General features: G+C 58.9%; 21 protein-coding genes. 14 read left to right on the top strand and 7 right to left on the bottom strand.

What is annotated here, in order from left to right; genetic code table 11:
- Window positions 1-224: 224 nt before the first annotated feature.
- From purL to grxD, 4 genes are all read left to right on the top strand, one after another.
- The gene (gene purL, locus SLH49_RS12075) at window positions 225-2,384 is read left to right on the top strand and encodes a phosphoribosylformylglycinamidine synthase subunit PurL (RefSeq protein ID WP_320269390.1); all 2,160 of its coding nucleotides are present in this window, start codon (window positions 225-227) and stop codon (window positions 2,382-2,384) included.
- Window positions 2,385-2,485: 101 nt separating this feature from the next.
- Window positions 2,486-2,716, top strand: a complete 231-nt coding sequence (locus SLH49_RS12070; RefSeq protein WP_320269389.1) for a BolA/IbaG family iron-sulfur metabolism protein — start codon at window positions 2,486-2,488, stop codon at window positions 2,714-2,716.
- Window positions 2,713-2,973: a hypothetical protein gene (locus tag SLH49_RS12065; RefSeq protein ID WP_320269388.1), complete on the top strand. Its 261-nt coding sequence runs from the start codon at window positions 2,713-2,715 to the stop codon at window positions 2,971-2,973. The genes SLH49_RS12070 and SLH49_RS12065 overlap by 4 nt, the downstream gene beginning before the upstream one ends.
- The gene (grxD, locus tag SLH49_RS12060; protein ID WP_320269387.1) at window positions 2,970-3,329 is read left to right on the top strand and encodes a Grx4 family monothiol glutaredoxin; all 360 of its coding nucleotides are present in this window, start codon (window positions 2,970-2,972) and stop codon (window positions 3,327-3,329) included. Before SLH49_RS12065 ends, grxD begins: the two co-directional genes overlap by 4 nt.
- Window positions 3,330-3,369: 40 nt before the next feature.
- On the opposite strand, the gene SLH49_RS12055 is transcribed toward grxD, so the two are convergent.
- Both SLH49_RS12055 and SLH49_RS12050 read right to left on the bottom strand, forming a co-directional pair.
- Window positions 3,370-3,765 (bottom strand): cell division protein ZapA, encoded by a 396-nt coding sequence (locus tag SLH49_RS12055; protein ID WP_320269386.1) that lies wholly within the window; start codon window positions 3,763-3,765, stop codon window positions 3,370-3,372.
- A complete protein-coding gene (locus tag SLH49_RS12050; protein WP_320269385.1) occupies window positions 3,752-4,216 on the bottom strand; it encodes a hypothetical protein in 465 nt (154 codons plus the stop codon). Before SLH49_RS12050 ends, SLH49_RS12055 begins: the two co-directional genes overlap by 14 nt.
- Before the next feature lie 253 nt (window positions 4,217-4,469).
- Here SLH49_RS12050 and tkt point away from each other — a divergent pair, with 253 nt between their 5' ends.
- From tkt to SLH49_RS12020, 6 genes are all read left to right on the top strand, one after another.
- Window positions 4,470-6,488 carry a transketolase gene (tkt, locus tag SLH49_RS12045; RefSeq protein ID WP_320269384.1) on the top strand — a complete coding sequence of 673 codons (2,019 nt, stop codon included), beginning with the start codon at window positions 4,470-4,472 and terminating at the stop codon, window positions 6,486-6,488.
- 18 nt (window positions 6,489-6,506) lie between these two features.
- Window positions 6,507-7,052 (top strand): DUF4329 domain-containing protein, encoded by a 546-nt coding sequence (locus SLH49_RS12040; RefSeq protein ID WP_320269383.1) that lies wholly within the window; start codon window positions 6,507-6,509, stop codon window positions 7,050-7,052.
- Between the two features lie 134 nt (window positions 7,053-7,186).
- Window positions 7,187-8,188 (top strand): type I glyceraldehyde-3-phosphate dehydrogenase, encoded by a 1,002-nt coding sequence (gene gap / locus SLH49_RS12035; RefSeq protein ID WP_320269382.1) that lies wholly within the window; start codon window positions 7,187-7,189, stop codon window positions 8,186-8,188.
- Window positions 8,189-8,251: 63 nt separating this feature from the next.
- Window positions 8,252-8,395 carry a hypothetical protein gene (locus SLH49_RS12030; protein ID WP_320269381.1) on the top strand — a complete coding sequence of 48 codons (144 nt, stop codon included), beginning with the start codon at window positions 8,252-8,254 and terminating at the stop codon, window positions 8,393-8,395.
- Between the two features lie 56 nt (window positions 8,396-8,451).
- Window positions 8,452-9,453, top strand: a complete 1,002-nt coding sequence (gap, locus tag SLH49_RS12025) for a type I glyceraldehyde-3-phosphate dehydrogenase (protein WP_320269380.1) — start codon at window positions 8,452-8,454, stop codon at window positions 9,451-9,453.
- 181 nt (window positions 9,454-9,634) lie between these two features.
- Window positions 9,635-9,793, top strand: coding sequence for a hypothetical protein (locus tag SLH49_RS12020; protein ID WP_320269379.1), 159 nt, complete (start codon window positions 9,635-9,637; stop codon window positions 9,791-9,793).
- A 49-nt stretch (window positions 9,794-9,842) separates the two neighbouring features.
- Here the strand turns inward: SLH49_RS12020 and SLH49_RS12015 are convergent, their stop codons facing one another.
- The 3 genes from SLH49_RS12015 to SLH49_RS12005 all read right to left on the bottom strand — a co-directional run bounded on the left by SLH49_RS12015 (window position 9,843) and on the right by SLH49_RS12005 (window position 11,608).
- Window positions 9,843-10,616 carry an alpha/beta hydrolase gene (locus tag SLH49_RS12015; RefSeq protein ID WP_320269378.1) on the bottom strand — a complete coding sequence of 258 codons (774 nt, stop codon included), beginning with the start codon at window positions 10,614-10,616 and terminating at the stop codon, window positions 9,843-9,845.
- Complete coding sequence (coaD, locus tag SLH49_RS12010; RefSeq protein WP_320269377.1) at window positions 10,613-11,107, bottom strand: pantetheine-phosphate adenylyltransferase; 495 nt, start codon at window positions 11,105-11,107, stop codon at window positions 10,613-10,615. The genes SLH49_RS12015 and coaD overlap by 4 nt, the downstream gene beginning before the upstream one ends.
- Window positions 11,108-11,173: 66 nt before the next feature.
- Window positions 11,174-11,608, bottom strand: a complete 435-nt coding sequence (locus SLH49_RS12005; RefSeq protein ID WP_320240063.1) for a CBS domain-containing protein — start codon at window positions 11,606-11,608, stop codon at window positions 11,174-11,176.
- A gap of 123 nt (window positions 11,609-11,731) precedes the next feature.
- Here SLH49_RS12005 and SLH49_RS12000 point away from each other — a divergent pair, with 123 nt between their 5' ends.
- From SLH49_RS12000 to mmsB, 4 genes are all read left to right on the top strand, one after another.
- Window positions 11,732-13,231 carry a CoA-acylating methylmalonate-semialdehyde dehydrogenase gene (locus SLH49_RS12000; protein WP_320269376.1) on the top strand — a complete coding sequence of 500 codons (1,500 nt, stop codon included), beginning with the start codon at window positions 11,732-11,734 and terminating at the stop codon, window positions 13,229-13,231.
- Between the two features lie 72 nt (window positions 13,232-13,303).
- A complete protein-coding gene (locus SLH49_RS11995) occupies window positions 13,304-14,440 on the top strand; it encodes an acyl-CoA dehydrogenase family protein (protein ID WP_320269375.1) in 1,137 nt (378 codons plus the stop codon).
- A gap of 5 nt (window positions 14,441-14,445) precedes the next feature.
- Window positions 14,446-15,432 carry an enoyl-CoA hydratase/isomerase family protein gene (locus SLH49_RS11990; protein WP_320269374.1) on the top strand — a complete coding sequence of 329 codons (987 nt, stop codon included), beginning with the start codon at window positions 14,446-14,448 and terminating at the stop codon, window positions 15,430-15,432.
- Entirely contained in the window at window positions 15,429-16,295 is an 867-nt protein-coding gene (mmsB, locus tag SLH49_RS11985) for a 3-hydroxyisobutyrate dehydrogenase (protein ID WP_320269373.1), read from the top strand. Before SLH49_RS11990 ends, mmsB begins: the two co-directional genes overlap by 4 nt.
- A 4-nt stretch (window positions 16,296-16,299) precedes the next feature.
- On the opposite strand, the gene SLH49_RS11980 is transcribed toward mmsB, so the two are convergent.
- Together SLH49_RS11980 and SLH49_RS11975 are read right to left on the bottom strand one after the other, a co-directional pair.
- Window positions 16,300-16,548, bottom strand: a complete 249-nt coding sequence (locus SLH49_RS11980) for a hypothetical protein (protein WP_320269372.1) — start codon at window positions 16,546-16,548, stop codon at window positions 16,300-16,302.
- Between the two features lie 144 nt (window positions 16,549-16,692).
- Window positions 16,693-17,802 (bottom strand): sugar-transfer associated ATP-grasp domain-containing protein, encoded by a 1,110-nt coding sequence (locus tag SLH49_RS11975; protein ID WP_320269371.1) that lies wholly within the window; start codon window positions 17,800-17,802, stop codon window positions 16,693-16,695.
- Window positions 17,803-17,806 lie beyond the last annotated feature (4 nt).

The raw sequence follows: 17,806 nt of genomic DNA, 5'->3' as shown, positions 1-17,806 counted from the left end.
ACGTAACACATAGCGGAATTGCGTTACATAAATCCGATTTTTTCTTGAATGGTCAAAAATCGCACCCTATCTCCACATCCGAGGGTGAGGATGCGTGAGCGCTCATCACCTTCACCTCCCTGTTGGACTTCGCCGGGCCTCGCGCCCGGCTTTTTTCTGCGTAAATGTCGCTTTCCCCCTCTCGCTCGCCCCGCTAAAAGGCCGCAACTGCCGAAGGGGACGACATGCAAGAGCCAGCTATCACCGATGATCTGATCGCCGCACATGGGCTCAGCCCCAATGAATACAAGCAGATCCTGCAGATCATCGGCCGCGAACCCAGTTTCACCGAACTCGGCATCTTTTCGGCGATGTGGAACGAGCATTGTTCCTACAAGTCCTCCAAGAAATGGTTGCGCACCCTGCATACGGAAGGGCCACAAGTGATCTGCGGTCCCGGCGAAAATGCTGGCGTGGTCGATATCGGCGATGGCCAAGCCGTCGTTTTCAAAATGGAAAGTCATAACCACCCCAGCTACATCGAACCCTATCAAGGCGCGGCAACTGGTGTGGGTGGCATCCTGCGCGATGTCTTTACAATGGGCGCACGGCCCATCGCGGCGATGAATTCGCTCAGCTTCGGCGAACCATCGCATCCCAAAACGAAGCAGCTCGTCAACGGTGTCGTCGCCGGCATTGGCGGGTATGGCAACTGCTTTGGCGTGCCCACCGTGGGTGGCGAAGTCCGCTTCGACCGCGCCTATAATGGCAACTGCCTCGTGAACGCCTTCGCCGCAGGTCTCGCCGACGCCGACAAGATTTTCTACTCCGCCGCTTCCGGCATCGGCATGCCCGTCGTCTATCTCGGCGCCAAGACCGGCCGCGACGGTGTGGGCGGTGCCACCATGGCCAGCGCCGAATTCGATGACACGATCGAGGAAAAGCGCCCGACCGTGCAGGTCGGCGACCCGTTCACCGAAAAACGCTTGATGGAAGCCACCCTCGAACTCATGGCCACCGGCGCTGTGATATCCATCCAGGACATGGGCGCCGCAGGCCTCACCTGCTCCGCAGTGGAAATGGGCGACAAAGGCGGGCTTGGTGTCAAATTGAACCTCGATGCTGTCCCTCAGCGCGAAGACAACATGACAGCCTACGAGATGATGCTGTCCGAAAGCCAGGAACGCATGCTCATGGTCCTCAAGCCAGAGCTAGAAGCCGAGGCCCGCGCCGTATTCGAAAAATGGGACCTCGACTTTGCGATTGTCGGCGAAACCATCGCCGAAGACCGGTTCATCGTCGAACACAAAGGCGATATCAAAGCCGACCTTCCCCTCGCAACCCTCTCCGGCTCTGCCCCCGAATACGACCGACCATGGGAGCCAACGCCGACGGCGGAACTACTCGGCGATATCCCGGGCGTGCATCCGATTGACGGGCTGAAAGCCCTGATCAGCAGCCCCAACTACGCCGGCAAGCAATGGGTCTACGAACAATATGACAGCCAGGTCATGGCCGACACGGCCCGCGCGCCGGGCGCTGGGAGCGGCATCGTCCGGGTCCACGGCACCGACAAGGCCCTCGCCTTCACCAGCGACGTGACCCCCCGCTATGTCAAAGCGAACCCTGTCATGGGCGGCAAACAGGCCGTGGCCGAGGCTTACCGCAACCTCACCGCAGTTGGGGCCACCCCGCTAGCCACGACCGACAACATGAATTTCGGCAACCCCGAAAAGCCCGAAATCATGGGTCAGTTCGTGGGTGCCATCCAAGGCATTGGTGAGGCCGTCAAAGCGCTCGACATGCCCATCGTCTCCGGCAATGTCTCGCTTTATAACGAAACCGATGGTGCCGCGATCCTGCCCACGCCGACGATTGGCGCCGTCGGGCTGATCGCGAACCCCGATCACATGATCACCGGCCAGATCCGCGAAGGGCATGTGCTGCTTCTGCTGGGCGAAACAACAGGCCATTTGGCCCAGTCCGCCTTGCTGGCCGAGGTCTATGGGCGCGCCGAAGGCGACGCGCCACCAGTTGATCTTGAGACCGAACGCAAGAACGGCGATTTTATCCGCAAGTACTTCGCCTTCATCCGCGCCTGCACCGATCTCAGCGATGGCGGCCTCGCCCTCGCCGCCTTTGAACTTGCCGAAGAGGCGGGCGTGGGGCTTTCGCTGGACGTTGAAGACACCCCCACCCTCTTTGGCGAGGACCAGTCACGCTACCTCATCGCCTGCAATTTCGATCAGGCCGAGGCCCTGATGGTCGCCGCTAATATGGAGGGCGTGATCCTGACAATGGTCGGCAAAGTCGGCGGGGAGATGGTGACCTTTGGCAGCCAGAGCGCGTCATTGTCAGAACTCACCGACATCTTCCGCAAAAGCTTCGCCGCCGCTCTCGCCTAAAGGCGCACCTATCATCTCGCCAAAAATACTCCCGCCGGAGGCTCCGCACTTGTCCACACGCACAAGCGGACTTAGCTTAAGCGCAACGAAAGAGGACCCGCATGCCCATCACCGCCCACGAAATCGAAACGCTCCTGCGCGAGAGCTTTCCCAACGCCACGATTCAAATCGAGGGTGACGATGGCGCGCATTTCCAAGGCATGGTCGTCGATGAAAGCTTCCGTGGCATGAACCGCGTCCAACAACAACGCGCTGTGATGGCCGTCGTAAAACCGAAAATCGATAGCGGCGAATTACACGCTCTGGCCCTGACAACAAAGGCGCCAGAATGAGCTTTGAGATGGGGATACTGCTTACGAGTATAGTTGCATTTATCATTGGTGCCGCGGCGATTGTCCTCGGCGACAAACGGCGGCGCAATGCTCCGACGCAGAATCGCGGCAGCAACCCCGGACAAGGGCATCATTTGATGCACGCCAATTATTCCCCAGGCAACGACACGACAGAATCGCGCACATGGCATGCGCCCAGAGACCCTCAGAGTTATGCGAAGTTTTTCGCACCCAGCAAAATGGATCGAAAGAAATGACAGCCCAGGACCAGATCAAAGAAACCGTCACCGACAATGACGTTGTCCTTTTCATGAAGGGCACGAAATCCATGCCGCAATGCGGGTTCTCGTCCCGCGTGGCGGGTGTGCTGAACTTCATGGGGGTCGAGTATCACGACATCAACGTGCTGGCCGACGATGACATCCGCCAAGGCATCAAGGACTATTCCGACTGGCCCACAATTCCCCAGCTTTATGTGAAGGGCGAATTTGTCGGGGGCTGCGACATCATCACTGAAATGACGCTGTCGGGCGAGTTGGACACACTTTTCGCAGAAAACGGCGTCAGCTTTGACAAGGATGCCGCCGACAAAATCCGCGAAGCCAACGCCTAAAGCGCGGCGCACATCAAGGTTCTAGAATTTTGATGACGCGTCAGGGTGCGGCAGCGCCTTCCACCTGATCGGCCAGCGCTTCGGCGCGGGCCGCAATCTCTGCCAGCGTGTCGGTCACATCTGCGGGAACAACGGGCACTTCGACCCGCTCCGGCGCAGGCACAGGCTGGCCTTGTACCGTCTCAAGCTCCGCACGCAATTTCGCGGCCTCCGCCTCCGCCTCGCGCACTTTGTCCTGCAAACCGGCGGTCTTGTCGGCGAGCATCAGGCCCGCCATCAGCAACATCCGCGATTCCGGCAGACGCCCTATCTGTTCGGACAGATGTGCCGCCTCGGTATCCAGCATTGCTGCCGCCGAATGCAGGAAATGCTCTTCCCCATCCTGGCAGGCCACCTCGAACTTGCGGCCACCGATCGCAATCTCAACCTGCGGCATGGGCACCCTCCTCCACCAATGGTTTCAACTCGGCCAGGATCGCCGTGATCTCCGCTACATCCGCCGCCCGTTGCGCCTCAAGCGCTTCAATCTCAGCTGCCACCGCCGCATCAACCAGTTCCGGGGCCAGCCCCTCGGTCACCGCCTGCCGCAACTGCGTATTCACCTCACGCATCTGCGCAGTCGCCGCCCGCAGCCGCTGCAACTCCGTATCGAGCGCCTGCATCTGCGCCTTTTGCGTCGCAACCTGGTCCGTCAGTGCAGCCACTTGCCCGTCCTGACGCTCCTTCAACAGCTGCACCCGTTCTTCGAATGCCGCATTCGCCGCGCGTTCTTCATCCAGAGCCGTCTGCAGATCAGCGTCCCCACCAGACCCTTGCGCCTCCACGCCGCGCCTGATCCGGTCCAGCGCGGCCGTAATCCGGCCTTCCAACTCACTGATATCACTCATCCGCCCGTCCTTTCAAAAGCCCGGCTTCTTCCGGCTCTCTTAAAAACACGACGCCCGCGCGCCGCCACCTGTCTGATCCGGCATCGGCCGAATCGCGCCTGTTGGCCCTTAGCCTAAGCGATCCACCCGCCCCCCGCAAATCAGGCAATCGCAGCCAAATGAACGACTTAGCCGCCGCGCTTGAACTTGGGATGGACCCTGATATGACGCGGGGCAACCAATCGTGGATCACTTAGTAACAGGACCAGATCTCTTGGATATTGCCGCTCTCCGCTCCGCCCATCCTGACCATTGGAAAAAGGCGACCGCCATTCGCACGCTCACGCTGGACGCTGTTGCCGCCGCGAATTCCGGCCATTCCGGCATGCCAATGGGGATGGCCGATGTCGCCACGGTCCTTTTTGAGAAACATCTGAACTTCGACCCGAAAACGCCCGATTGGCCAGACCGCGACCGGTTTATCCTGTCCGCAGGCCACGGCTCAATGCTGCTCTATTCCCTGATGTATCTGACCGGCTATGAAGACATGCCGCTCGATCAGATCAAGGATTTCCGCCAATGGGGCGCGCGCACTGCCGGGCACCCCGAATACGGCCATGCGCGCGGGATTGAAACCACAACAGGTCCCCTCGGCCAAGGCATCGCCAATTCGGTGGGTTTCGCGATTGCCGAGGAAATCCAGCGCGCCACATGGGGCAAAAAGATCATCGACCATTACACCTATGTGATGGCCGGTGACGGCTGCCTGATGGAAGGCGTCAGCCACGAGGCCATAGGTCTCGCTGGCATGCAAAAACTCGGCCACCTGATTGTTTTCTTCGACAACAACAACATCACCATCGATGGCACGGTCGATATGGCCGACATCACTGACCAGACCGCACGTTTCGAGGCCGCAGGCTGGCACGTCCAGGCCATTGACGGGCACGACCCCGAAGCCATCGACGCGGCCATCGTGGCAGCGAAAAAAGACCCCCGCCCGTCGATGATCGCCTGCAAGACCCATATCGCCTTGGGCCACGCGGCACAGGACACCTCCAAGGGCCACGGCGCGCTGACCGACGCGGATCAGTTGAAAGCCGCGAAAGAGGCTTACGGCGCCCCCATGGGCGATTTCGAAGTCGACCCAGAGGTCAAGAAGCAATGGGAAGCCATCGGCGCGCGTGGCGAAGCCACCCGCAAGGAGTGGGAAGCCCGCTTTGCCACGCTCTCGGATAACAAACAGACCGAGTTCAATCGCACCTATGCAGGTGAAGCGCCCAAGAAACTCAGCGCTGTCATCCGTGCGCTGAAAAAGCAGGTCAGCGCGGACCAGCCAAAGGTCGCCACCCGCAAATCTTCGGAAATGGTGCTGGACGTCGTCAATCCGGTGATGAAGGAAACCATCGGCGGTTCCGCCGACCTCACCGGCTCCAACAACACCAAGACCAGCGATCTGGGCGTCTTCCATCCCGATACCCGCAAGGGCCGTTACATCTATTACGGTGTGCGCGAACACGGCATGGCGGCGGCGATGAATGGCATGGCGCTGCATGGCGGTGCGAAACCTTATGGCGGCACCTTCATGTGCTTTACCGATTATGCGCGCGGCGCGATGCGGCTCTCTGCCCTGATGGGCGTACCGGTCACCTACGTGATGACCCATGACAGCATCGGCCTTGGCGAAGACGGGCCGACGCACCAGCCCATCGAACATCTTGCGATGCTCCGCGCCACGCCCAACATGAATGTCATCCGCCCCGCAGATACGGTGGAAACGGCCGAGGCTTGGGAACTGGCGCTTACATCAGAGAAAACACCAACTGTGCTGAGTCTGACCCGTCAGGGCCTGCCGACAGTGCGAACCGAACACAAGACCAAGAATCTGACCGCCCAAGGCGGCTACGTGCTAGCGGATGCAGAGGGCAAACGGCAAGCGATCCTGCTCGCCACCGGCTCCGAAGTCAGCGTCGCCCTCGCCGCGCGCGACTTGCTCCAGGCTGAAGGTATCGGGACGCGCGTTGTATCCATGCCCTGCTGGGAGCTTTTCGAAGAACAGGACGAAGCCTATCGCAAACGCGTGCTCCCGGGCGGCCCTGTGCGTGTTGCAATCGAGGCTGGCATCCGCTTTGGCTGGGACCGCTGGCTTTTCGGCGAACGCGGCAAGCGTGAAAAGTCAGGCTTTATCGGCATGCATGGCTTTGGCGCTTCGGCACCTGCCGCGAAGCTCTTTGAAGAGTTCGGGATCACCGCCGAGGCCACGGCGGATAAAGTAAAATCCCTTCTGAAGTAAGTCATGAAAGCGACCGCGATGACATATCTCAAATACGGCATTGCGGTTGCATTGATCGGCGGTGTTGCCCTTGTCAGCTGTACCGAGGACACGCCGCACATTATCGCGAACACCGATGACGTCAATCAGTTTGCCACATCCGTTTTGAACGATCTGCAAACACGATCGATTGCCGAAAGCCGCGAATATTGCGGCTACATCTTCGAAACAGAGGATGGCCGTCTGGCCGCAACGCCTGCCAATCGCGGAGCGGAAGATTATTGTGACCTGCCTGCGCCTGATGCCGACGTCATTGCGTCTTATCATACGCATGGCAGCTTCTCGGCTGAGTATGACAACGAGGTGCCGTCTGTTGATGACGTCACCAGCGATTTTGAGGCCGGGATCGACGGCTATATCAGCACACCCGGCGGGCGAATCTGGCTGGTCGATTATTCGGACCAGATTGCACGCCAGCTTTGCAGCGCAGGTTGTGTGATCTCGGATCCTCAAAACGACCCTGCAAATTCAGGTTTCATCCCCCAAAGCTTTACCTTGAGCGAGTTGCGTGAACGGTTCGAATAAGTGTTAGCGAAAACCGTTAGCGCCATCAGGCAAGTTTAACGCTAACATGCTGGAAACCATGCGCTTTTCGCCTTGGCATGCAAAGGCACACAGCCCTATAGCTGACATATGGCAACCGGCGATAGAGGCGCGCAATGACAGTCACAATCGGGATCAACGGATTTGGGCGCATCGGGCGCTGCACGCTGGCGCATATCACCGAGGCCGCGCGCAACGATGTGCAGGTTGTCAAAATCAACGCGACCGGCCCGATTGAGACAAACGCTCATCTTCTCAAATATGACAGCGTCCATGGCCGTTTCGGCCACCCTGTGACGGTCGATGGCAACACACTCGATCTGGGGCGCGGGCCGATCAACGTGATGTCGAGCTATGAACCGGCAGAGCTTGACTGGGACGGTGTCGATGTGGTCCTCGAATGCACCGGCAAGTTCAATGATGGCGAAAAATCCGCGGTGCATCTGGAACGGGGCGCGAAAAAGGTTCTGATCTCCGCGCCTGCCAAAAACGTCGACCGCACCGTCGTCTACGGCGTCAACCACCGCGATCTGGCCGCGACGGAGCGTCTGGTCTCAAACGGGTCCTGCACGACCAATTGCCTCGCCCCCTTGGCCAAGGTCCTGAACAATGCGATTGGCATCGAACGCGGGATCATGACGACGATCCACTCCTATACCGGCGACCAGCCGACGCTCGACCGGCGGCACAAAGACCTCTACCGCGCACGCTCTGCCGCGATGGCCATGATCCCCACATCGACCGGAGCCGCCAAAGCTTTGGGTGAGGTGCTGCCAGAACTCTCGGGCAAGCTCGATGGTACCGCCATCCGCGTCCCCACCCCCAATGTCAGCGCCGTGGATCTGACATTCGAGGCGAGCAAATCCGTCAGCGCCGCCGACGTCAACGCAGTCGTGGCCGAAGCGGCGGCCGGCTATATGGGCATGGTCATGGCCTATGATGGTGAGGCCAAGGTCAGCATCGATTTCAACCACACCACACAAAGCTGCATCTTTGCCCCTGACCAGACCAAGGTTGTGGGTGGCAAAACGGTCCGTGTGCTCGCCTGGTATGACAATGAATGGGGCTTTTCGGCGCGTATGGCCGACGTTGCCGCGACGATGGGCCGTCTGCACTAGCGCTGTTTATCCTAGGCAGACATTGCCTTTGCCATTCGGTTCCCGGCTCGCTAGACGGGCATCATGACCAATACCACTGCCATCCTTTTGGGGCTGATCATCCTTGCGTTTTTCGCAGTGGATTACACCCAATTTGAATCGGATATGACCACTTTTCTTACGCGAAAACTCCTCGATCTGATCGAGTACATCGCCATTTGGCGTTGACCTTTTGGCGTAAATCGCAATGTTAGCGCCAACATAGTGCCGTAGGAGGACATGGAATGGCCGTCAAAGTCGCAATTAACGGATTTGGCCGCATTGGCCGCAATGTACTACGCGCGATTGTTGAAAGCGGACGCACGGATATTGAGGTCGTGGCGATCAACGACCTTGGCCCGGTTGAAACGAACGCACACCTCCTGCGCTTTGACTCGGTCCACGGTCGCTTCCCCGGCAGCGTGACAACAACCGAATCCACGATTGATGTGGGCCGCGGGCCGATGGAAGTGACCGCCATCCGCAACCCGGCGGAACTGCCTTGGGCGGATGTTGACGTCGTTCTGGAATGTACCGGCATCTTTACCAGTAAAGAGGCGTGTCAGGCCCATCTGGACAATGGTTCAAGCCGTGTCCTGATCTCGGCCCCTGGCAAGAATGCTGACAAAACAATTGTTTACGGTGTGAACGATCATGTGCTGACCAGCGAAGACCTTATCGTTTCAAACGCGTCCTGCACGACCAATTGCCTGTCGCCGGTCGCGAAAGTGCTGAACGATGCGGTGGGCATCACCAAAGGCTTCATGACCACTATCCACTCCTACACAGGCGACCAGCCTACACTGGACACTATGCACAAGGATCTGTACCGCGCTCGTGCTGCTGCATTGTCAATGATCCCGACTTCAACCGGCGCGGCGAAGGCTGTGGGTCTGGTGCTACCCGAATTGAACGGCAAGCTTGACGGGGTCGCCATTCGCGTGCCCACACCCAATGTCTCGGTTGTTGACCTGACATTCGAAGCGTCGCGTGCAACATCAGTCGAAGAAATCAACGCCGCCGTCATCGCAGCTGCCGATGGCGACATGGCCGAGGTGCTGGCCTATACCGACCTGCCCATGGTCAGTTCCGATTTCAACCATGACCCGCATTCGTCCATCTTCCATCTGGACCAGACCAAGGTTCTGGACGGCAACATGGTGCGCATCCTGTCGTGGTATGACAACGAATGGGGTTTTTCGAACAGGATGGCCGATACCGCTGTTGCGATGGGCAAATTGATCTAGACATCCCTATCTCCGCAAGCAAGGGCCGGTCCGCAGGGATCGGCCTTTTTTCGTGCAGAATTGAAAAATTGCCATGCATGCCGTGCATATCGGTTAGCGCTAAAGGTCAATTGTTCTGCGGTGCAGCATGACTAAATGATGGGTCGAGACAACAAGCGATGACTTTGGAAAGGAGCACGCCATGACTGTACTGAACACCGTATTCGCCGCATTTGAAAAGCGTGTCGCCTATAGCCGCTTGAAGCGCGAACTGCGCAATATGCCCATCGAGACTGCCATCGATCTGGGCATGTTCCGCGAAGACGCCGCCAAAGTGGCCAACAAGGCGATCTACGGCTAAGTAGCTGCCAAATATGTGAAAAACAGCCGCGCCTTCGGGGGCGGCTTTGTTACTTCAGGGCGTCGGACAGGAAAGCGTCAATCCGGTCGCGATAGCCTGGCACACCGGCGAGATTGTTGTGGTTCGCCTCCGGCACAGCATGAAATGTCACTGAAATGTCCGCCTCTTCCATCAGATCGGCAAGCTGTCGGCCCACAGCGAGTGCGATCATTTGATCGTCCTGTCCATGCTGGATCAAAACCGGAGCGGAGATCTCGGGTATCAAGGCCGCAGAATTCCATTTCTGCACGAAGGGCAGCCAGCACGCCGGCAGCCAGGATGCGCGTGTCATCAGCGTGCACATCTTCACGAAAGGTGCATCCAGAATGATGGCCGAAACCTCACGCCTGGCCGCCACATATTGCGCAAGTCCGGTCCCCATCGAATAGCCGTGCACGACAATGGGCCCGTCATGCCGCGCCGCAATCCAGTCATAGGCGGCAAGCGCGTCGGCCTTCAGTCCTACCTCTGACGGCGTGCCGGGAATGCCGCCGCCGCCCGGATATTCGACTGCATAAAGGTGCCTTTCCGCCGTCACATGTGCATTCAGCGTGTAGGTGAAATAGGCAAGCGCCCCGCCATTGCCCATGAAGAACAGAACGGCTTCGTCGGTCGTGCCTTCATGAATGGCGAGCGCCACGTCGCGCTCGGTTACAACCTCCTGCCGGAACTCCGGTGCGTCAAACGCATCTGGCCCAAACGGATAGATACAGCGCGGATGCGCCAGCACCATGATCGTTGCATAAAGCAGATAGGTCCCGACAAACATCCAAAGCCAGTTCAACCGTCGAACCGCGCGCGCAACGCCTCATTGACCGCAGGTGCGACAAATTTGGAGACATCGCCGCCAAGACGGGCGATTTCCTTCACAAGCTTTGACGCAATCGCCTGATGCTCTGCCTCGGCCATCAGAAACACCGTTTCAATCGTGTCGTCCAACTTGCGGTTCATCCCAACCATCTGAAACTCGTATTCAAAGTCCGCCACAGCGCGCAGACCACGAATGATAACCTGCGCCTGCACATCACGGGCACAGTCGATCAGCAGGTTTTCAAAGGGATGGGCAACAATTTCGCAGCCCGTGGCCGCGCTCAAAGGGGCTGCCTCGGCCTCGACCATCGCTACACGCTCTTCCAGCGAAAACATCGGTCCCTTATCGCGGTTGATCGCAACACCGATCACCAGCCGATCGACCAAGGAACAAGCCCTGCGGATAATATCCGTGTGCCCAAGCGTGACCGGATCAAAGGTTCCGGGGTAAAGTCCTACGCGCATGGCCGCCCTCGTCTCAACTCATCTCTGCGCGCACGCAACAATATTGCGGGACGGAATGCAAGCGGCCTAATGCCCCATGATCATGCCTTCGAGGGCATCCTTCTCCATCGCCAATTGCGCAAGCCTGCCCTTGACCGCATCGCCAATAGAGATCAGGCCGATCATCTTGCCGTCTTCCATGACGGGCAAATGGCGGAACCGGCCGTTTGTCATGACCTCCAGCACCTCAAGGGCGGTGTCGGATGGCGTACAGGTTGTCAGGGCAGAGGTCATCATGCTGCTCACCGGCTCGCTCAGGCAACTCGGCCCGCGCTTGCCCAATTCGCGGACAATATCGCGTTCCGACAGGATGCCATCAAGCGCTTCACCATCACCCGAGACCACAACCGTGCCGATACGCTTCGCTGACAAGAGCTTGACCGCATCGGTGACCGGGTCCGAAGGCTTTACGGATACAACCCCGGGATTGTCCTTGGTCTTCAGCATCTGTGATACGATCATCATGCGCTCCTTTGTGTCGCTGCGGTATTTCAGCGTCTCAAATCAAACCTCTCTCTGTCAAGCATGGCTCTTTACCCTGCGACACTCCCCCCTATAGTCGGCGCAAAGATCGCGGAGGACCAAATGCAAGAACTCACCCATTATATCGGCGGCGCACATGTCAAAGGCACATCAGGACGTTTCGCGGATGTGATGAACCCGGCGACCGGCGAAGTGCAGGCCAAGGTCCCCCTTGCCGGTGCCGACGAACTGGCCAAGGCCGTGTCCATCGCGCAAGAGGTGCAACCGGCATGGGCCGCCGTGAACCCGCAACGCCGGGCCCGCGTCATGATGGCCTTCGTGCAGCTTCTGCACCGCGACATGGACAAACTGGCCGAGGCGCTGAGCCGTGAACATGGCAAGACACTCCCCGATGCCAAGGGCGACGTGATCCGCGGGCTTGAAGTCGTGGAATACTGCATCGCTGCGCCGCAAATGCTGAAAGGCGAGTATACGGACTCAGCCGGCCCCGGCATCGACATGTATTCGATGAAACAGCCCCTTGGCGTGACCGCCGGGATCACCCCATTCAACTTCCCTGCGATGATCCCGATGTGGATGTTTGCGCCCGCCATCGTCTGCGGCAATGCATTCATCCTCAAACCATCCGAGCGTGACCCCTCCGTCCCCCTGATGCTGGCTGAACTGATGGAAGAAGCGGGGCTGCCAAAGGGCATCCTGCAGGTCGTGAATGGCGACAAAGAGGCCGTGGATGCGATCCTCGATCATGACGTGATCCAGTCCATCGGCTTTGTCGGCTCGACCCCCATTGCCGAATACATCTATGGACGCGGCTGCGCGAACGGCAAAAGGGTGCAGTGTTTCGGCGGCGCGAAGAACCACATGATCATCATGCCCGACGCGGATATGGATCAGGCCGCCGATGCGCTTGTCGGCGCAGGCTATGGGGCGGCCGGTGAACGCTGCATGGCGATTTCCGTCGCCGTGCCAGTGGGCGACGAAACCGCAGACCGTTTGATTGAGAAGCTGGTGCCACGGGTCGAGGCGCTGAAGGTTGGGCCCTATACGTCTGGCAATGACGTCGACTATGGCCCGGTGGTGACCGCTGCCGCAAAGGCCAATATCGAACGCCTCGTCCAGACGGGCATCGATCAGGGCGCGAAGCTCGTTGTGGATGGCCGTGATTTCAAGCTACAGGGCTATGAAGACGGCTTCTTCGTCGGCGCCCACCTCTTCGACCACGTCAAGCCGGACATGGACATCTACACAACAGAAATCTTCGGCCCGGTCCTCTCGACCGTGCGGGCGCAAAGCTATGAAGAGGCGCTTGGTCTAGCGATGCATCACGAATACGGCAACGGCACCGCGATCTTTACCCGCGATGGCGATACCGCCCGCGACTTCGCCAACCGGATCAATATCGGCATGGTCGGGGTCAACGTGCCGATCCCCGTCCCGCTCGCCTATCATACCTTCGGCGGCTGGAAGAAGAGCATGTTTGGCGACCTCAACCAGCACGGGCCTGACGCGTTCAAATTCTACACGCGCACCAAGACAATCACATCGCGTTGGCCGTCGGGCATCAAGGAAGGCGGCGAGTTCTCGATCCCAGTCATGGAATAGGCCGCACTTGCCAAATCCCGCAAAGCAGCGCATGAATTAAACGAGCGTTCAATTCATGCTGTGGGAGGCATCATGGACTTTGCCCTGACCGAAGAACAGGTCGCGATATTCGACATGGCGCAAGCCTTTGGTGCCGAGCATATCGCCCCTCATGCGCGGAATTGGGAGGCCGAAGGCACGATCCCCAAGGACCTTTGGCCCAAACTGGCCGAGCTGGGTTTTGGCGGGCTGTATGTCAGTGAGGATATGGGCGGTTCGGGCCTCTCACGGCTTGATGCCACGCTGGTTTTCGAGGCCCTTTCGCAATCTTGCGCCTCAGTCGCCGCGTTCCTGTCGATCCATAACATGTGCGCTTACATGATCGACGCCCGCGGGTCAGATACGTTGAAGGCCCGTCTGCTCCCAAAAGCTCTGACGATGGAGACGATCCTCAGCTACTGCTTGACCGAACCCGGCTCCGGCTCAGATGCCGCTGCGCTCAAGACCAAAGCCGTGCGTACGAACGAAGGCTACGAACTGACCGGCACGAAGGCGTTCATTTCGGGCGGTGGCTATTCGGACGCCTATATCGTGATGGCGCGGACGGGTGATGCTGGGCCAAAGGGCATCAGCGCAATTCTTGTCGAAGAAGGCGCCGACGGGCTGAGCTACGGGGGGTTGGAGGACAAGATGGGCTGGCGGTCACAGCCAACGCGGCAGGTCCAGATGGATGCCTGCAAGGCGCCCGCTCACAACCTGTTGGGTGAAGAGGGTCAGGGATTCAAATACGCCATGGCGGGGCTCGATGGCGGGCGTCTGAACATCGCCGCCTGTTCGCTGGGTGCAGCGCAAGCCGCGCTGGATCAGACACTGGCCTACATGAAAGAACGCAAGGCGTTCGGCAAATCAATTGACCAGTTTCAGGGGCTGCAATTTCGGCTCGCGGATATGGAGATTGACCTGCAAGCCGCCCGCACCTTCCTGCGCCAGGCCGCCTGGAAGCTCGACACTGGCGCACCCGATGCCACGAAGTTCTGCGCGATGGCCAAGAAGCAGGTCACCGAGGTCGGCAGCCGGGTTGCTGATGGGTGCCTGCAACTCCATGGTGGCTACGGCTATCTCGCCGATTACGGGATCGAAAAGATCGTGCGGGACCTGCGGGTCCATCAGATTCTCGAAGGAACCAACGAAATCATGCGGCTCATCACCGCGCGCCACCTCATCCAATAGCACAGATGCCCGATATTCTGATCCGCCAATACGGCAAGGCAGGCCACATCACCCTCAACCGCCCACAGGCATTGAACGCGCTGACATGGGAGATGTGTCTTGAGATCGAAAAGGCGCTCGACGGGTGGCGGAACGACCCCGATATCGTGCTGATCATGATCGATGGCGCGGGCGAGCGTGCCTTTTGCTCGGGCGGCGATATCGCCGAGATGTATGCGGCAGGCCAGCGCGGAGACCTCGACTATGGCCGCAACTTCTGGCGCGACGAATACCGGCTGAATGCAAAGATCCATGCGTACCCAAAGCCCGTTGTGACTTTCTTGCACGGCTTCACCATGGGCGGCGGCGTTGGGGTGGGCTGCCACGGCTCACATCGGATTGTCTGCGAAAACAGCCAAATCGCGATGCCCGAATGCTCAATCGGGTTGGTGCCCGACGTTGGCGGCTCGCTCATTCTGGCAAAGGCGCCGGGCCATTGCGGCGAGTATCTGGGCCTTACCGGTGACCGCATGGATGCAGGCGACGCGATCTATGCTGGCTTTGCCGATCACTATGTGCCGCAGGAAGAATGGGAGGCTTTGAAAGTGCGCCTCGCCGAAACCGGCGCAGCAGACATACCAAGCCACCCTGCCCCAGACAGCCGTCTCGCGGGCTGGCAGACAGATATCGATGCATACTTCAAAGATGAAGCGGACAGCGAAGCCGCCCAACGCGCCAACAAACTCATGGCCCGTAACGCACCCCTCGCCATGGCCACTTGCCGTCGGATCCTCGTCGCCGTTCGCGAAAATCCCGACATCAAAACCGCGCTCGACCGTGAGTTCCGCTATACCTACCGTTGCGTAGCGCAAGGTGACTTTATCGAGGGCATCCGCGCCGCCATCATCGACCGGGACAAACAAGCAAAATGGCAGCCCGTCACCGATGAGCAAGTCACGGCCATGACGGCATCCTTGGGTGAGAACGCGCTGCAATGGGAGGACGACACATGAAAATTGGCTTTGTCGGGCTAGGTAATATGGGCGCGCCCATGGCTGCCAATTTGGCCAAAGAACATGAGGTGGTTGGCTTCGACACGGTCGTCCGGCCGGATGGCATTGTGATAGCCGCGAATGCGGCTGAGGCTGCCGCGGGCGCCGATATTGTGATCACCATGCTGCCTAACGGTGATATTCTGCGCGCCGTGGCTGCCGACATCCACCCGGCGATGGCGAAAGGCGCGATCCACCTCGATTGCTCGACAGTTGATGTGGAAAGCGCCCGCGCCGTCGCGGCACAGGCGGAGGCCCACAACCTGATGGCCATTGATGCCCCAGTCTCGGGGGGGATCGGCGGAGCCCAAGCTGGCACACTGACATTCATGGCCGGTGGCGCGGACGAGGCCTTTGCGCGGGTCAAACCGCTCTTCGACATCATGGGCCAGAAGGCCGTGCATTGCGGGCCAGCGGGAAATGGACAGGCCGCCAAGATCTGCAACAATATGATCCTTGGTGTGACCATGATTGCGACCTGCGAAGCCTTCGTTCTCGCCGACAAGCTGGGCCTTGACCGGCAGGCCATGTTCGACGTCGTCAGCACATCGTCGGGCTATTCATGGACCATGAACGCCTATTGCCCTGCACCCGGCATCGGGCCGCAAAGCCCTGCTGACAACGACTACCAACCGGGCTTCGCCGCCGATCTGATGTTAAAGGACCTCAACCTGAGCCAGATGGCGGCACAGGCGGCGGATGCGGATACGCCCATGGGACAAGCCGCTCGCGATCTTTATGCGGAATTCGTCGAGCGGGAAGATGGGACGGGCCGCGATTTCTCGGCAATGCTGCCGCGCTTTGAGAAGCGCGGCAGAAGCTAAGACACTACTGGCCCACCGTCAGCATCACCAGGACCACAAACATCGCCGGCACAACCAGCATCATTGGGACAATCAGGGCCGGGTAACCCCACGCGAGAACAGCGAGAAACCACAGCGCCAAGATGCTGAAAAGAAAGTAATAAATGTTGTCGCTGTCGCCGTAATAGACCTCGCGCAACATGCGGCCCAAGACGGGCACACGAAAAAGAATACGGGTCAAAAGCGAGCGGTCGGGGTAGGTCTCTTTGGGCATTTGGTGAGCGCACTTTCCATTGCAATTCTGTTGGACGTGACATATGCCGCCCGTCACGCTCTGGAATGCGGCAATCTGACCGTTTCGCGTTTATCTCGAAAAATGACGCCGCGTCTCTGCCATCCAATGCTTCGGCACGGGGACCTAAATCTTCACCCCGTTCTTGCGAAAAAATGCAATCATATCATCTGTCAGCAATCCACGTCCCGTGGCGATCTGGATCAGCTCAAACGCGCAGCCATTGTTGACCTCGACCACAACAGGGCCATCGCGGGTCAACGCCATATCAGTGGAGGCAAAGCGGTTGGGCGCATGGATCAGCGCAACCTCCTTATTGATGCGCATCATCTCATCCCAGTCGGGCAATGTTTCACCGATCACGGCGCGGCCATCTACAGGATGCTCGGTCAATCGGGTCAAATCGCCATTGTCGTTGCGCACAAGACTGCGAATTTCACCTGTTTCGGGGTCTACGTCGCCCACCATGTTGCCGTCGCGCCAAAAGTTGTCGGCGAAGCTATCCGGACCAGGCAATTTCAACGCCGTGTAAGGGACCGTCACCCCGTTTTCATCAATCAGGTTGAGACAACGGATCGTCGCCATCGCCTCAGTCAGACCGTCAAAAAACGCGTGCGGCTTCAGGAACTTCTGAATGATGTAGTGGTCGTTGCCAAACAGGGTGTCAGCCACCTCGGCGAATGTGGCGGGTTCCCGTCCAACAATCTCGACATGCGTGTCGGTCACACCAGTGATTTTCAGAGCGCCTGCGCTCGCCACGCCGGAGGTGGCTTTGGCAAAAATCGGGAAGCTGTCGCAGCCTTTCAGAAATGCTTCCAAATCGGCGGCATTCGCAAGACGCTGTATCTTGGGATAAACCCGCGGGCCATTATCAAAGACCGCCAGAAGGCGCGGTGTGGGCATATCCGCCTGATCCAGTACGAGCGAAGAAACCCACTTGTCTTCAGTGACTGCCCACCATTGATGGTCGATGCAATGCTCCACCATAGGCCAGTGCTGTGATGACGACACAAATCGACTACGCTCATCCTCAGTCCATTTGGCGCGATCATAGAGGCCGTAGCGGAGATATTCACCGATTGTCAGCTTGCCGCGCCCCTTGCTCAACCTTCGGAAATCAAGACCAAGGGTAATCGGGCTGGTCCCAACTGACCGCGCCGCAGATGCCAATTGCCCCAGCAGATTGGCATCTTTTGCATCTTTCATTTTCTTGAGGTCTTCGTCTTGCGCCGACATGAGT

Origin of the sequence: Cognatiyoonia sp. IB215446 (assembly GCF_033963825.1) — a bacterium.
Classification (GTDB): Bacteria; Pseudomonadota; Alphaproteobacteria; order Rhodobacterales; family Rhodobacteraceae; genus Yoonia.
The sequence above is the reverse complement of the archived record's forward strand: the minus strand, read 5'-3'. Positions and strand labels throughout refer to the sequence as shown.

Coding starts and splice junctions, on each gene's coding strand:
- SLH49_RS11990 (WP_320269374.1), top strand. CDS start 14,446: ATGCCCGATATTCTGATCCGCCAATACGGCAAGGCAGGCCACATCACC.
- SLH49_RS12050 (WP_320269385.1), bottom strand. CDS start 4,216: ATGAGTGATATCAGTGAGTTGGAAGGCCGGATTACGGCCGCGCTGGAC.
- SLH49_RS12005 (WP_320240063.1), bottom strand. CDS start 11,608: ATGATCGTATCACAGATGCTGAAGACCAAGGACAATCCCGGGGTTGTA.
- mmsB (WP_320269373.1), top strand. CDS start 15,429: ATGAAAATTGGCTTTGTCGGGCTAGGTAATATGGGCGCGCCCATGGCT.
- SLH49_RS12055 (WP_320269386.1), bottom strand. CDS start 3,765: ATGCCGCAGGTTGAGATTGCGATCGGTGGCCGCAAGTTCGAGGTGGCC.
- SLH49_RS11975 (WP_320269371.1), bottom strand. CDS start 17,802: ATGTCGGCGCAAGACGAAGACCTCAAGAAAATGAAAGATGCAAAAGAT.
- gap (WP_320269382.1), top strand. CDS start 7,187: ATGACAGTCACAATCGGGATCAACGGATTTGGGCGCATCGGGCGCTGC.
- coaD (WP_320269377.1), bottom strand. CDS start 11,107: ATGCGCGTAGGACTTTACCCCGGAACCTTTGATCCGGTCACGCTTGGG.
- SLH49_RS11995 (WP_320269375.1), top strand. CDS start 13,304: ATGGACTTTGCCCTGACCGAAGAACAGGTCGCGATATTCGACATGGCG.
- SLH49_RS12030 (WP_320269381.1), top strand. CDS start 8,252: ATGACCAATACCACTGCCATCCTTTTGGGGCTGATCATCCTTGCGTTT.
- SLH49_RS11980 (WP_320269372.1), bottom strand. CDS start 16,548: ATGCCCAAAGAGACCTACCCCGACCGCTCGCTTTTGACCCGTATTCTT.
- SLH49_RS12020 (WP_320269379.1), top strand. CDS start 9,635: ATGACTGTACTGAACACCGTATTCGCCGCATTTGAAAAGCGTGTCGCC.
- grxD (WP_320269387.1), top strand. CDS start 2,970: ATGACAGCCCAGGACCAGATCAAAGAAACCGTCACCGACAATGACGTT.
- SLH49_RS12065 (WP_320269388.1), top strand. CDS start 2,713: ATGAGCTTTGAGATGGGGATACTGCTTACGAGTATAGTTGCATTTATC.
- SLH49_RS12000 (WP_320269376.1), top strand. CDS start 11,732: ATGCAAGAACTCACCCATTATATCGGCGGCGCACATGTCAAAGGCACA.
- gap (WP_320269380.1), top strand. CDS start 8,452: ATGGCCGTCAAAGTCGCAATTAACGGATTTGGCCGCATTGGCCGCAAT.
- SLH49_RS12040 (WP_320269383.1), top strand. CDS start 6,507: ATGACATATCTCAAATACGGCATTGCGGTTGCATTGATCGGCGGTGTT.
- SLH49_RS12070 (WP_320269389.1), top strand. CDS start 2,486: ATGCCCATCACCGCCCACGAAATCGAAACGCTCCTGCGCGAGAGCTTT.
- purL (WP_320269390.1), top strand. CDS start 225: ATGCAAGAGCCAGCTATCACCGATGATCTGATCGCCGCACATGGGCTC.